Consider the following 14,347-nt stretch of genomic DNA (forward strand, 5'->3'; position numbering starts at 1 on the left):
TTTTGCTGAAAAAGAGGAATTGATGTTCTCATCCGCGAATACAAAATTCGAGGTGAGAGGATGAATGAGCGTTATGATTGGTTATTAATGATATTGCTTGGTGTCGTCGTTGCCTTGCTTATCGGTTATAGGCTGAATCGTTGGCTGATGTCGCCATCACCGGATCGACTGCCGGGCATCCCGATCAATGAACACATTCCAGATCACCCAGCCATTGGGATGCTCGAACGAGAAGGATATGACGTGGTTGGGGGTAAAGTAAAAATAAACTTATCGTTTGAAACGGGTCAGAGACCCATTTTGAGTCGGTTGTTTATAGATTACGTTGCATCCGATGACAGTGGCGAGCTGTACATGGTCAAGCTGGCACGGGAACGGATGCCGGTCGATTGGACGGGCGCCGGCATTCGCGATCGGTTGATGCCTTTTTTGCTGCTGTATCCCGAATGTGCGGGTCTGCTCTATATTGATGTAAACGAGAAGTCGATTCATCGTTTAAGCATGGATTGGTCGGACGAAGAATGGATTGGTCAAGATGATTACAACAGTTAATACTCAGGAGGCTCTTTATGAAGGGACAACGCCATATTAAAATCAGGGATATTATTACCCACCAGGATATTGAGACACAGGATGAGCTTGTAGACGCATTGCGTGCGGAAGGTTTTCAGGTTACTCAAGCTACAATTTCACGTGATATCAAAGAACTGCTGCTCATCAAGGTGCCTACAGATGATGGGCGATATAAATACTCCATGCCGACAGATCAGCGTTACAACCCTGTACAGAAGCTCAAAAGAGCGCTTATCGATAATTTTGTTTACATTGACCGTACCGGTAATCTTGTCGTCATGAAGTGCTTGCCTGGAACAGCCAATTCCGTAGCCGTGCTGCTCGATAATATGGAATGGACCCAGATCATGGGGACCATATGCGGCGATGACACGATATTGCTGATTTGCCGAACAGAAGATGACGGAGAACATGTGGTTGCCCAAATCAAAAATTTCATTTCGTAATCAATGTTGTGACTCATTGGCAGTTTGTAAGCAGTAGCGGAGGTGGGAAACATGTTAAACACGCTATCCATTCGGAATCTGGCGGTTGTAGAATGCGTGGATGTGCATTTTTATCCGGGATTTCACGTTCTGACAGGGGAGACCGGAGCAGGTAAGTCCATCATAATCGATGCGCTTGGGTTAATTGCCGGCGGCCGCGGCTCGGCTGAACTAATTCGCTACGGCTGCGACAAAGCAGAGATTGAGGCTTTATTCGAGCTGCCGGCAGGGCATCCCGTATGGGATACGCTGAAGAAGCTGGGTGTTGAAGCGGATCCAGAAGAGCATTTGTTGATACGGAGAGAACTGACAGCTCAAGGGAAAAGCACGTCGCGTATTAACGGACAGCTGCTGAATTTAAGCATGCTGCGTGAGGTTGGAGAAAAGCTCATAAATATCCATGGTCAGCATGAACATCAAAGCTTGCTGCGTTCAGAGCAGCATATGAGCCTTCTGGACACGTACGGGGATAAGGTCATAGGGCCTGTCAAGCGGAAATATCAAGCGTTGTACGGAGAATTCAGCAAAGTGGAGCGTGAGCTCAAGGATCTGCAGGAGACCAGCCAGAAGGCGTATCAAATGCTCGATATGTATCGGTTTCAGCTGGAGGAGATTGCAGCAGCGGAGCTAAAATCCGGTGAGGACGAGGAATTGTCTGAAGAAAGAACCAAGCTGTCCCACAGCGAGAAGATGATGGATTCCGTTGCCGGAGCATACGACCTATTGTACGGATCCTCGGGATTGGAATCCGTCAGCCGTGCCCTATCCAAATTGGAGGATGTGTCAGGCTACGATGAGAAGGGTTTAAAGCCGCTTGTTGAGCAGCTGCAATCCGCTTATTATCAGCTGGAGGATGCCGTTTTCCAGCTGAGGGATTACCGCGACAGCATTGAATTTAATCCGGAACGTCTGAACGAAATTGAGCTTCGTTTAGATATGATCTCCGGATTGCGCCGAAAATATGGGGATAATGTTGAGCAAATTCTGGAATACTACGTGAGAATTCAGCAGGAAACCGATATGCTGGAGAATAAGGACGAATTTATCCAAGCATTGGAACAGCGTCGCGACGAGTTGTTAAGCGTGCTGTTGGTTAGCGCTAAAGAGCTTAGTATTGCCCGCAAGCAGTGTGCGCAAGATTTAGCACGGCAAGTGGAGGGAGAACTGAAGGATCTGCAAATGGAGCGCACCTCCCTTGAGGTTCGTATGGAACTGCAACTGGATCCTAACGGTTACGAATATGAAGGACATAAAGTAAGGTTGACCAGACAGGGTATGGATACGGCTGAATTCCTCATATCCGCCAATCCGGGTGAACCTCTGCGTCCGCTTGCCAAAATTGCTTCGGGTGGAGAAATGTCCAGAATTATGCTGGCGATGAAGAGTATATTTGCCCGTCATGATCAAATACCGGTCTTAATCTTTGATGAAGTCGACACAGGTGTCAGTGGAAGGGCTGCCCAATCGATTGCGGAGAAGCTGTTTTTGCTGGCCAAAACCTGTCAGGTGTTCTCCATTACGCATTTGCCGCAGGTTGCATGCATGGCAGATCATCAGTATTTAATCGAGAAGAAGCTGGAAGCCTCCAGAACGATGACGCAAGTAGAAAACCTGAATGAAGAGGGGCGTGTAAAAGAGCTTGCACGGATGCTTGGCGGAGTCGAGATCACCGAAAAAACACTTCATCATGCCCAAGAAATGCTCAATCTGGCGGCAGCGCAAAAGGCTTCCAGAAAGGCTCTGGGTCAATGATTGACAGTTATAAATCCATAAGGGCAGGGTAACTTAAAGGTACGCAATTGGCGACCACCTTTTCGTCAAGCGAAAGAAGAAAAAGGGAGCGTGACAGCCATTGAAGCCCAACCTCAGGAGAAAACTGCTCGGTTTCGTTCTTGCTTTCCTTCTTTGTTTCATTGGAACTGCTGATCCTGTCCAGTCTTTTGCTTCATTGCCTAATGAGCTGAGATTGATTTCCGGTCAGCAGTCCCGTCTTGATGTTGCCATGCCTGTTCAAGCCCTCGCTTCAGTTGATCGCCCGGATGTCCTGCAGCTCAACGGCTCCCGCGAGTCAAAACTTCAAGTATCGCTAAGGCATCCACTGCAGCTGAATCCCCAGCAAAGCGGAAATGCCGAAGTTACCCTGAAATTATTTGGTAAAATTCCTCTGAAGACAGTTCATGTGAAGGTGATCCCCGAACTCAAGGTGATTCCTGGAGGTCAGACTATCGGCGTCAAAGTGAAATCCTCCGGTATACTGGTCGTTGGACATCATCTGGTACGCGTTCAAAACGGTGCTAAAGTGTCCCCTGGAGAAGCAGCCGGCCTGAAGGTTGGCGATCTGCTGACCACGATGGATGGAAAGCCGCTTAATGATGTAACAAAGGTTGCTGATATCGTCGAGAAGGCCGGTAAAGCCAATAAGCCACTGGATATCTCCTTCAAGCGGGGCGGCAAAGAAATGACAACCAAGCTGAGCCCGGCATATGATCAAGAAGATCAAAGCTGGCGCCTTGGTTTGTATATCCGTGATTCTGCAGCAGGTGTAGGCACTTTAACTTTCTACGCTCCTCACCAGAAAGTCTACGGGGCTTTGGGCCATGTCATTACCGATATGAATACTCAAACACCCATTGATGTTGGAAGCGGCCAGATTGTTCAGTCCAACGTTACATCCATTAGCCGAAGTGAGGAAGGCGAGCCGGGAGAAAAGCGGGCAACCTTCACAAAAGACGGCAAGATTTTGGGCAATGTTGAGCGCAATACCCATTTTGGCATCTTCGGTAAAATGAATAAACTTCCTGAGCATGGTTTGTATCAGGAGCCAATTCCGATAGCCTTATCTCATGAGGTCAAGGAAGGTCCGGCAGAGATTTTAACGGTCGTTGAAGGACAAGAGGTTGAACGTTTTACAGTGGATATCGTTCATGTTTCTAAACAGGATGCTCCCGCAACGAAAGGGCTTGTACTCCGTATTACCGATCCAAGACTGCTTAAGAAGACAGGCGGGATTGTACAAGGCATGAGCGGCAGTCCAATCGTTCAAGACGGCAAGCTGATTGGAGCGGTTACCCACGTTTTTGTAAATGATCCTAAATCGGGGTATGGATGCTTTATTGAATGGATGCTTCAGGACTCCGGCGTACTACAATCTACAGATTCAACTCCTCAAAATCTTAAGGCAGGTTAATGCCTTGAGATTTTTTGTCGTAAAATAACGAAATAGAGATTAATTTGAAACAAAATATTTAATTATAAATCAACTTCAAAAAAAAATAAAGAAAAATAATTTTCGACAGAAGGAATTTAAATCACTATGTCGAAAACTTTATACACAAGAAAAATATTCTAAAATAACAACTGATCTGATAAAGGAGGAGCACGAATTTGCAAAAGATCGAAGTATTATTGGCAGACGACAACCGTGAGTTTACAAACCTGCTTGGTGAATACATTTCGGATCAACAAGATATGGTGGTATCCGGAATCGCTTATAATGGCGAAGAAGTACTGAGCATGATTGAGGAAACGGGAAAAGTACCGGATGTGCTGATCCTTGACATTATTATGCCTCATTTGGACGGCCTTGGCGTACTTGAACGATTACGCGATATGAATTTGTCTCCGCAGCCGAAAGTCATTATGCTTACGGCATTTGGTCAGGAAAATATTACGCAGCGAGCTGTACAATTAGGTGCTTCCTATTATATTTTGAAACCGTTTGATATGGAGGTGCTCGCCAGCCGCATTCGTCAACTCGTTGGCTCGTCCAGCAGCATTTCGTCAGGCGCATCATTTACAAGTATGAAATCCAATGTGGTTCCTATGGGCAAAGGCAAAAATCTGGACGCGAATATCACTTCGATTATCCATGAAATTGGTGTTCCTGCTCATATCAAGGGCTACCAATATTTGCGTGAAGCCATTACCATGGTATACAACAATATCGAAATTCTTGGGGCGATCACCAAGACTTTGTATCCAGCGATCGCAGAGAAATTCAAAACAACGCCTTCTCGTGTGGAACGTGCAATCCGTCATGCCATCGAAGTAGCTTGGACTCGCGGAAACATCGATTCCATTAGCCATCTGTTCGGCTACACCATCAACATCAGCAAATCCAAGCCAACCAACAGCGAGTTTATCGCGATGGTCGCTGATAAGCTGAGAATTGAGCATAAGGTGTCTTGAAAGGGTAAGGACTGAGGAAGGGATTTAGGGTAATGAAAGTGGTTGCCCTAAATGTCTACCTGCGCGGAACATTGAAATCACTCCTTTATTGGTTGCGATGTCGTAATCTGTGAAGGAGTGATTTTATTGGTCATGGACTTTCAACAACAAAAACAAACCAGCCGTTAATCCGGCTGGTTTGTTTTCATTTCGGTAACTTTACCCGGTAAACATCCTTCGATGTTACGTACCTTCGATTGCCCTCACAGATAATACATTTTGAACTGGATATCCTGCTCGTGGTTTCCGAACTTCTTCCCGAATAAGGTGGCGCCTCCAACGTGTCTTGCATCTTCCTTCACTTCAATTCGGAAGGTCCAGCGATCACAGGTTGCATCCAAATCGTCTACGGAGACAGCAGAGAGCGGGTCTCCATCGATATACGTACCGTGGCTCGTAATTCGTATCGTCTTTAGCAGTCCGTATTGGTTGATGTTGTGCGGCCACCATGCAGGCGTATATTTCCCCCGCGTATCTGCAAAATCCCCCGGGCTTGTCCACGTGCCAAGTTCGATCCCGTTTAAGGAGAAGGTAATGTCGGAAGGCCAGACATCATTGGAAAAAGGAAATTCTGAGGAAATCTCTAAACTGATTTCGAACTGCTGCAGCTTTTCATCCTTTTGAAGGAAGTTAGCGATGTTGTATTGGATAAAGCCCTCGGTAAACCACAGGATTTCTGCATCCACACGCTTGGGATCCATGAAGTATTTGGGTTCGTCTACCCGCCCGATAAATTCCTTCTCGGTCGCAAGGCCGCAGGTAGGCTTCAGGTCATAGTCCGTGTAATGTCCGATCGGCACGGAAGCCTCATATGAAGCAAAGGAATGAAAGATTTTTTTTGGGAAGTTGATTTCGATATGATCCACCTTCAGGATGGAAATTTTCTGTTGGCCCGATTTTCCCGGCACTTTTTCTGTGCGGATAATGCCTGCATCTTCGAGTTTTTTAATATGTTTTGTCACAATCGGACTGCTGATTTGAAGTTCATGGGCCAAATCTTTGATATTCATTTTGTTTTTGGAGAGCAGCTGAATAATCTTGATTCGAACTTCGCTGGCCAAAGCCTCGTAAACCACAAGCGATGACTTGTCTATTTCCAATTGCATATGACCACTTCTTTCAACAAGTTTTTTCATTCAAAATTCATTAACTAATATGCATCATAACACATGCTTTATTAACCTGCATATAAATCTCACCATTTAATACAACAAAATTTCAATATTATGATTAACATATATGTTAATTAAACAAAACATTATCGATTAAGATTTATATTTATGTTATTGACACCGTTTTCAAAACGAGTGTATACTGAACCAAAGTTAATCGTTTTCATCATCCAGGCCGGTGAATGATTAACCAAATGATTAGTAATAGGAGGAGAGTTTGTTGAAGAAAAAAATGGGGGTTTCACTGATACTTGTATTGTTAGCGGTAGCGGTACTAGGAGGATGTGGCAACGGGGATAAGAACACCATTACCTTTTGGACGCCTTTGACGGGTGATGACGGGGCTTACATGGATCAACTTGTGAAGGATTACAACGCCACCAATCCCGAGTACAAAGTGAAACATGTGATTACCTCGGATATGTATACAAAAATATCAACTGTTCTTAATTCAGGCAAAGGCGTTCCTGATTTATCCATTATTCATGCTGACCGCGTTCCAAGCTTCGTGAAGCAAGGTGTGTTGGAGCCGATGACGGCAGTCATGCAAGCACAACCAGAATTGAAAGCGGATAACTATTTGCCGCAGGCCTGGGCAACCGGAAACGTAGAGGGCACCCAATATACAGTACCGCTTGATATTCACAGCAATGCGATGTATTACAACAAAAACTTGCTCAAAAAATACAATGTCGAAAGCTTCCTGGATGATGATGTCGTGACCATTGATGAAATTTTGTCACTGCAAGGCAAGTTGGATGAAGGCGATTACGTGATCAATGATGCTCTCTTGGGCTGGGTTGTGTTAGCGCAGATCCAAAACCTGGGCGGTGACATTCAACAAGACGGCAAGCCTGCCGTGAACACAGAAGCCATGAAGCGAGCGTTTACAGAGATTAAGAAAATATCGGATGCGGGCTTGATGACCCCATTTGGTGAGGACGGTTATCTGATGTTCCAAGCTGGAAACGTTTTATTTTCCACGGACGGCACCTGGAGCTCGACGGCACACGCAACAGTGGACGGATTGGACTTTGGCGTAACGAACATTTATTCGACGAGTGCAGATAAGTATACAAACCGGGCCTCTTCTCACTTATTCTCCATGCTGAAGAACGATAAGAGAACGGACGAAAAAGAGCAAGCCATCGGTCAGTTCCTGGAATTCATCCGCCAAAACTCGATTGAGTGGGCAAAAGCGGGACAGATCGTAGCGAGTAAACAAGTCATTGAGAGCCCCGAGTACAGTAACTATATTCAGTCATTCTTTACCTCCAACGAAAAAGAAATTGAATCCTTGTACATTTACACTTACGAGTATTATCCATACGTAGCGGAGGCTGTAGATACATATGCAGCGGATATCGTACGGGGGAATGTTGACATCGACGAAACCCTGGCGACGATGCAGAAATTTGTAGAGGATAAAATCGCGGAAGGAAGCAGTGCCGCAAAGTAAATGACAGCAGAGCAGATTGAAAAAAAGAAAAATGTCCTTGCTTTCATGACACTTTTCTTTTCCAAAGGAGAAATGAAAGGGTATGAATAAGAAGTCGTTGACGCCTTATTTCTTTGTAGGTCCCCATCTGATACTTTTTATCGTATTTATTCTATTGCCGACCCTATACGGGATCTATGCTTCCTTTACGCAGTGGAATCTGATCAATGACCCTGTGTGGGTTGGGTTGGCCAACTATAAAACGATTCTGTTTGACTCGGAGTCCACCTTCTACGCCCAATTTATGAACGGATTAAAAAACACGCTGATCTTTGTTGTTCTAAGTGTACCTATATTAATCATCATTCCGTTAATGATTGCCGTATCGCTGGAACACAAAAAAGTGAAGATGAAAAATGTCATCCAGTCCATTCTCTATATTCCCGGACTCATTTCGATCTCCGCAGCGGCACTGATCTGGTCTTTAATCTTCAATAAGCAGCTTGGGATCACGAATAATATCTTCGGCTCTGAAACAGTCTGGGCAGCCAACCAGCCCTATGCCTGGCTGATCATTATTGTCATTACGGTGTGGGGCGGAGTCGGTGGGAACATGATTATCTACCGGGCTTCTATCAGCGGGGTATCCAAGGATTTGTATGAATCGGCCGAGATGGATGGAGCGGGGCCTGTCCGCAGATTTTCAAGCATTACGCTGCCTTCCATTCGTTTTCCGCTGATCTATACCTTTGTTATGACGACAGCCGGAGCCTTTAACGTATTCGGTCAGCCATTAATGATGACGGACGGAGGACCTAGACAGAGCACAACCGTGTTGATGATGTACATCCGGCAGTTGGCCTTCGGTCACGGGGAATCGATTGCCGGCATGGCTTCCGCGATGGCAGTTTTGCTCGGACTGGTCATTCTCGTCATTTCAGCCCTTCAGTATTATGTGATGAACCGAAACGCGTCCTAGCGGCATGTTCAGCTTGCAAACGACGGAAACGATAAAAGGTAGGTGTACTGTGCAATGTCGAACCCGGTAGTACATGAAGTAAACACGGATTCCAAGCTTGGTCGCTCGGGACCGAAGAAGGCTTCATCCAACATAAGCGTGTCCAAATATATAGCTTACGCATTTCTGATCATCCTGTGTGTGATATGGGCAATTCCGGTCATATTTGGCATCACCACATCTTTTCGGTCCCAGGCGGAGGTGGTTTCCAGCGGTTTCCGACTGCTGCCCGACAACTGGATTTTCGATAATTATGTCACGATCCTGCAAAACACGTCGACCGCGCCCATCCTGCGCTGGTTGATGAACTCCGTATTTATTGCAACGATGCATACGCTGCTCGTGATCGTTGTCATTTCCATTACCGGTTACGGATACTCGCGCATGAACTTTAAAGGAAGGGATACCTTGTTCTTTACCTTGCTTGGGATTTCCTTCTTTCCCGGGGTAGTGAATCTGATTCCGTCTTATAAAATCATTGATGCACTGGGATGGGTGAATACGTCTTGGGCGATGATCATTCCAGGTTTGGCCGGGATGGGGAATATTTTTTTGGTCAGACAATTCATGATGGGCGTTCCCAAGGATCTGGATGAATCGGCGCGTGTTGATGGCGCCGGAGATTTTAGAATCTATTCCTCTATTATTTTGCCACTCATGAAACCTGTATTGATTGTATGCGGATTGTTTTCATTTACGGGTTCCTGGAATGATTTCCTCTGGCCCGTTATCGTGTATACCGATGTAGAGAAGATGCCGGTCACAGCAGGACTGCTGTTGTTACAGGACATTTACGGCAATTACCGCATGATCGGACAATTGATGGGTTCTGCGATCCTGGCCATCATTCCGACGTTGCTGTTGTTCCTGTTTGCCCAGAAATATTTTGTGCAGTCGATCAACTTAAACGCAGGCATCAAAGGATAGCAAGAAGATTGGATTCATAGAAACAAGTAAAAATAGAAACTAGCGGAAGTCAAACTATAAGGTATAGGAGTCGTCACCATGTCTGAATTAAATTTAAAAAATCCCCTGATCGAACAGCGGGCAGATCCGTGGATCTATAAACATACCGATGGTTATTATTACTTTACCGGTTCCGTGCCGGAATACGACCGAATTGAGCTTAGACGCTCGCAAACGATACAAGGACTCGCGGATGCCGAAGGAATTACGATCTGGCGCAAGCATGAGTCAGGCCTGATGAGTGCCAACATATGGGCACCCGAGATTCATTATATGGATGGAAAATGGTATGTATATTACGCCGCTGCCCATACTTCAGAAACGAGAGACGGATTGTTCGATCATCGAATGTTCGTATTGGAGAACGTTTCGGCGAGCCCGCTTGAAGGGGAATGGGTGGAGAAGGGGCAAGTGATCACGAAGTGGGAATCTTTCGCCCTGGACGCAACAACGTTTGAGCATAAAGGCAAACGGTATTATGTATGGGCACAGAAAGATCCGGGCATTCCAGGCAATTCCAATCTGTACATCTCATTGATGGAGAATCCCTGGACCTTGACAGGGGAACAGGTATGCATATCGATTCCCGAGTACGACTGGGAGAAGATCGGGTATCTTGTAAATGAAGGGGCCGCCGTTCTTAAACGCAACGGGCGCATATTCATGACTTATTCCGCGAGCGCCACGGACCACAACTATGCGATGGGGCTGCTGACAGCCGATGAGGACAGTGATTTGCTGAATCCGAGCTCCTGGGTTAAATCGCCTGTACCCGTATTTAAGACATCTGAAGCCAATGGCCAATATGGGCCGGGGCACAACAGCTTCACGATTTCCGAGGACGGCTCGCAGGACATGCTGGTGTACCATGCAAGAAGTTACAAAGAGATCGTGGGAGATCCACTATATGATCCGAACCGTCATACGCGCGTACAGGTCATCGGGTGGAACGAAGACGGAACACCGAATTTTGGGGTGCCAAGAGCGGATCATGAACCGGTCTCCAAGCCATGATGCCGACTTTGTAATTGGGGTTGAGACCGGATAGAAATGCAAACATCAGACCGACTGAGCTTAACAGCTTGATCGGTTTTTTTACATTCTAGGAGGTAAGCAGCATAAATATAATAGGAGAAAAGAAGGAGTCTTGGATATGGATGGAGAAAAAAGGACAGATAGTTTTATTTATTGGTTAAGGAAAAATAAAGCACAGTTCTATTAACGATATTCTTATTTCCTGGTAAGGAGGAATTATAAATGGCAAAGATATTAGTATTGGGCGGAACCCGCTTTTTCGGTAAAAGGCTGGTTAACCGGCTGCTGGCTAAAGGCGATGCCGTTACGATTTTGACGCGTGGACATCACCAGGATTCATTCGGAGGTGCTGTTCAGCGGCTTGCCGTGGATCGGAAGGACCCGGAAAGCTTAAAACAGGCAGTGGGAAGCGAGGACTTTGATATCGTGTATGATAATATATGTTATACTCCGGAAGAAGCGGGACAAGCTGCAGACATCTTTGCCGGAAGAATTGGACAATACGTGCTGACCTCCACGTTATCGGTATATGATTTTGCGGATCATCCGGTGAGGGAAGAGGAATTTGATCCCTACAGATACCCTGTCATGACGAACGAAAGCAGAGACTACAGCTATAAGGAAGGCAAACGCCAGGCAGAGGCGGTATTATTCGGTCGCCATAATCTGAACGTTACGGCTGTACGGTTGCCGATTGTGCTGGGACCGGATGATTACACGCGAAGACTGCTTTTTCATATTGAGCATGCAGCGCAAGGAGAAGCGATTGGTTTGCCTGATCCAGACGCACAAATCTCGTTTGTGCATGCCGAGGAAGCAGCGGAGTTTCTGGAATGGGCAGGTCAAGTCCAATTGGAAGGTCCGGTAAATGCTTGCTCCAGCGGAACGATTTCGGTCCGGGAAATGATGAATTTGATTCAGCAGGAAATTGGTAGCTCGGCACCCCTGCAGTCTTCAGCAGCACCTGATCACATGTCTCCGTTCGGAATTCCGGGAGATTGGACGATGGATCATGGCAAAGCGGCAGCTGCCGGGTTTAAATTCTGGGATTTGCACGACTGGATGCCGAAATTGATTGCGGAATTGTCCGCCGATTTAAAGGTTCGCTAGCGAAAGTGGCAGGATTGTTATCATTTGAAGAAAGATAAGAGGGAAGTGCCCTGAAAGGAAGATCAGCATGAGCGACAAGATGGAAGCATGGAAAGAGCGTATTCGAGAGGTAGAATCCAAGGGAGACTTATCTCCGGAAGCCCTAACGTTAATCCATGCGATGTATGAAGAGCTGGAAGCTTTGACGAAGCAAAATTTCAATTTGCGGAAAACCGCACTGAAAGCGACGTCCAGAGAAACAAGAATGTCGAGTAAACTGAAGGATGCACTGATGGAATAAACGGCGGAGTCCAGAACATATGATAAACACCGGGGAGGGCTCCCCGGTGTTTTTTTGGATGAATTAGTTTTTAGATGGTGTTCCTGACTTCGGCGCCTGGCGCTTCTTTTTGAATCTTGGTCCAACGTAATTTCGCTTGCGGTCCCGGAACAGAATCCAGCCGCCCAAGAATCCGATACCGATGACAAACAGCGCCAGCCCGCCTAGAAAAGATAACCAACCGAAAGCGGGGTTTGCCACACTGTCATCCCCATGAACGGAAATATATAGAAAAACCGCATCTTTCATCATTAAGAAACCCATCATTGCCATAAAACCCGGGATAACCAAAATCAAGATGGCAATAAAGCGGGAAATTAACATTTTCATAGAAGATTCCTTCCTGCGACTGATGTAATGAACTACCGTTTATCATACCTTTTTCATAGGGTAATGTCTATTTCGATTATGGGTGATGATTTTGTAATCCGAAAAAAAGAGAGTACAATGAAAGGGTATAATTGGACTTATTATGGAGGTGCCGTTTGTGGCGATAACATGTGATGTAGCAATTCTTGGCGGAGGAACCGGTGGATATGTTGCAGCCATTCGTGCAGCCCAGCTCGGTAAAAATGTGGTCATCATCGAGCAGGACAAACTGGGGGGAACCTGCTTGCACCGCGGCTGTATTCCGAGCAAATCATTGCTTCGGAGTGCCGAGCTGTATGCGGAAATGAAGGATAGCGAGAGCTATGGAATCGAGACGGACGGGGTCCGGCTATCGTTTGACAAAGTGCAGAAGCGCAAAGACGGTATCGTCGATAAGCTGCACCAAGGCGTTCAATATTTGATGCGCAAAAATAAAATTACCGTCGTGCAGGGCAAAGGGAGAGTTATCGGACCGTCCATCTTCTCTCCACGCAGCGGGGCCGTAGCGGTTGAGCTTCCGGATGGCGAGATGGAAACGGTGGTTCCCACTCATCTGATCATCGCGACCGGCTCGCGTCCGCGTCACTTACCGGGGCTTGAGCCTGACGGCATACATATACTAACAAGCGACCATGCGCTTCAGTTGGATGAGCTTCCTGCATCCATCATCATCGTAGGAGGCGGCGTAATCGGCGTGGAATGGGCTTCGATGCTGAATGATTTTGGCGTTCAGGTCACGATTGTGGAGGCTTCGTCCCATCTGCTGCCAGCCGAAGACGAGGAGATTGGACGTGAGCTGACAAAGATGCTCACCGCCAGAGGCGTAGAGGTGATCACCAACGTATCACTTCAAACCGACAGCTGTGAGATTCGGAATCAAAGTGTGTCCATCACGATCGAGCAAAAGGACGATACAAGAACATTGTCAGCGGACAAGCTGTTACTTTCTGTCGGAAGAATCGGCAATACTGAAAATATCGGGCTTGAGAATACCGACGTTCGGGTTGCAAATGGCGTCATTGTGGTAAATGCCAATATGCAAACAACGGAGCCCCATATTTACGCGATCGGCGATTGCATCGGGGGTCTTCAGCTTGCTCATGCGGCAAGCCACGAAGGGATTGCAGCCGTGAACCATCTGGCTGGCGAGAAGACGGAAGCCTACCGCAGCGAATGGATTCCTCGCTGTATCTATACCCGGCATGAGGTGGCGAGCGTCGGACTGACGGAGAAGCAGGCCAAAGAACGCGGACATGAGATCAGAATCGGTAAATTCCTGTTCTCGGCGATTGGAAAATCGTTGATCCACGGAACGAAGGAGGGGTTCGTGAAGGTCATTGCCGATCAGAAGACGCAGGATATTCTGGGCGTGCATATGATTGGACCGCATGTAACCGAGCTGATCGGCGAAGCGGCACTGGCACAAGTACTGGATGCAACTCCATGGGAAGTGGGAGCGGCAGTACATGCCCATCCATCATTATCCGAAATCATCGGCGAAGCGATGCTTGCGGTGGATGGACGAGCCATCGGTTTGTAGGGATAAGAACATCCTTTTGTGGAATCCCTCATTTCTTTTTGCCGAGAAAGGGATTATAATAACATTAAGCCAAGTCTTAGTACCAGGTTTTAATA

At 46.7% G+C, this 14,347-nt stretch carries 14 protein-coding genes; 12 read left to right on the forward strand and 2 right to left on the reverse strand.

All coding sequences use genetic code 11. From position 1 onward, the window contains the following. Window positions 1–60: 60 nt before the first annotated feature. From CRG97_RS10900 to spo0A, 5 genes are all read left to right on the forward strand, one after another. Window positions 61–552 carry a hypothetical protein gene (locus tag CRG97_RS10900; RefSeq protein ID WP_098742958.1) on the forward strand — a complete coding sequence of 164 codons (492 nt, stop codon included), beginning with the start codon at window positions 61–63 and terminating at the stop codon, window positions 550–552. 17 nt (window positions 553–569) lie between these two features. Further along, window positions 570–1,019: a transcriptional regulator AhrC/ArgR gene (gene ahrC / locus CRG97_RS10905; RefSeq protein WP_076320891.1), complete on the forward strand. Its 450-nt coding sequence runs from the start codon at window positions 570–572 to the stop codon at window positions 1,017–1,019. A gap of 51 nt (window positions 1,020–1,070) precedes the next feature. Further along, a complete protein-coding gene (recN, locus tag CRG97_RS10910; RefSeq protein ID WP_098742959.1) occupies window positions 1,071–2,810 on the forward strand; it encodes a DNA repair protein RecN in 1,740 nt (579 codons plus the stop codon). Window positions 2,811–2,910: 100 nt separating this feature from the next. After that, window positions 2,911–4,245: a SpoIVB peptidase gene (gene spoIVB / locus CRG97_RS10915; RefSeq protein ID WP_098742960.1), complete on the forward strand. Its 1,335-nt coding sequence runs from the start codon at window positions 2,911–2,913 to the stop codon at window positions 4,243–4,245. A gap of 197 nt (window positions 4,246–4,442) precedes the next feature. Continuing rightward, on the forward strand, window positions 4,443–5,246 hold the full coding sequence (gene spo0A / locus CRG97_RS10920; RefSeq protein WP_076320894.1) for a sporulation transcription factor Spo0A: 804 nt from the start codon (window positions 4,443–4,445) through the stop codon (window positions 5,244–5,246). A gap of 242 nt (window positions 5,247–5,488) precedes the next feature. On the opposite strand, the gene CRG97_RS10925 is transcribed toward spo0A, so the two are convergent. Further along, the gene (locus CRG97_RS10925) at window positions 5,489–6,391 is read right to left on the reverse strand and encodes an ArsR/SmtB family transcription factor (protein ID WP_098742961.1); all 903 of its coding nucleotides are present in this window, start codon (window positions 6,389–6,391) and stop codon (window positions 5,489–5,491) included. Between the two features lie 283 nt (window positions 6,392–6,674). Between CRG97_RS10925 and CRG97_RS10930 the strand changes: the two genes are divergently transcribed. The 6 genes from CRG97_RS10930 (at window position 6,675) to CRG97_RS10955 (ending at window position 12,304) form a co-directional block, all read left to right on the forward strand. Next, window positions 6,675–7,916 (forward strand): extracellular solute-binding protein, encoded by a 1,242-nt coding sequence (locus CRG97_RS10930; protein ID WP_098742962.1) that lies wholly within the window; start codon window positions 6,675–6,677, stop codon window positions 7,914–7,916. An 82-nt stretch (window positions 7,917–7,998) separates the two neighbouring features. Further along, the gene (locus CRG97_RS10935; protein ID WP_098742963.1) at window positions 7,999–8,874 is read left to right on the forward strand and encodes a carbohydrate ABC transporter permease; all 876 of its coding nucleotides are present in this window, start codon (window positions 7,999–8,001) and stop codon (window positions 8,872–8,874) included. 54 nt (window positions 8,875–8,928) lie between these two features. Beyond that, window positions 8,929–9,840, forward strand: a complete 912-nt coding sequence (locus CRG97_RS10940; RefSeq protein ID WP_098742964.1) for a carbohydrate ABC transporter permease — start codon at window positions 8,929–8,931, stop codon at window positions 9,838–9,840. A gap of 78 nt (window positions 9,841–9,918) precedes the next feature. After that, window positions 9,919–10,893, forward strand: coding sequence for a glycoside hydrolase family 43 protein (locus tag CRG97_RS10945; protein WP_098742965.1), 975 nt, complete (start codon window positions 9,919–9,921; stop codon window positions 10,891–10,893). Between the two features lie 243 nt (window positions 10,894–11,136). After that, window positions 11,137–12,024: an NAD-dependent epimerase/dehydratase family protein gene (locus CRG97_RS10950; protein ID WP_098742966.1), complete on the forward strand. Its 888-nt coding sequence runs from the start codon at window positions 11,137–11,139 to the stop codon at window positions 12,022–12,024. A gap of 67 nt (window positions 12,025–12,091) precedes the next feature. After that, a complete protein-coding gene (locus CRG97_RS10955) occupies window positions 12,092–12,304 on the forward strand; it encodes a hypothetical protein (protein ID WP_098742967.1) in 213 nt (70 codons plus the stop codon). Window positions 12,305–12,367: 63 nt separating this feature from the next. Here CRG97_RS10955 and CRG97_RS10960 read toward each other — a convergent pair whose 3' ends face one another. Continuing rightward, on the reverse strand, window positions 12,368–12,673 hold the full coding sequence (locus tag CRG97_RS10960) for a DUF2627 domain-containing protein (RefSeq protein ID WP_076320902.1): 306 nt from the start codon (window positions 12,671–12,673) through the stop codon (window positions 12,368–12,370). 157 nt (window positions 12,674–12,830) lie between these two features. Here CRG97_RS10960 and lpdA point away from each other — a divergent pair, with 157 nt between their 5' ends. After that, window positions 12,831–14,252 (forward strand): dihydrolipoyl dehydrogenase, encoded by a 1,422-nt coding sequence (gene lpdA, locus CRG97_RS10965; RefSeq protein ID WP_098742968.1) that lies wholly within the window; start codon window positions 12,831–12,833, stop codon window positions 14,250–14,252. The last annotated feature ends 95 nt before the right edge of the window (window positions 14,253–14,347 follow it).

Source organism: Paenibacillus sp. EZ-K15 (genome assembly GCF_002573715.1).
Taxonomy (GTDB): Bacteria; Bacillota; Bacilli; order Paenibacillales; family Paenibacillaceae; genus Paenibacillus_AQ.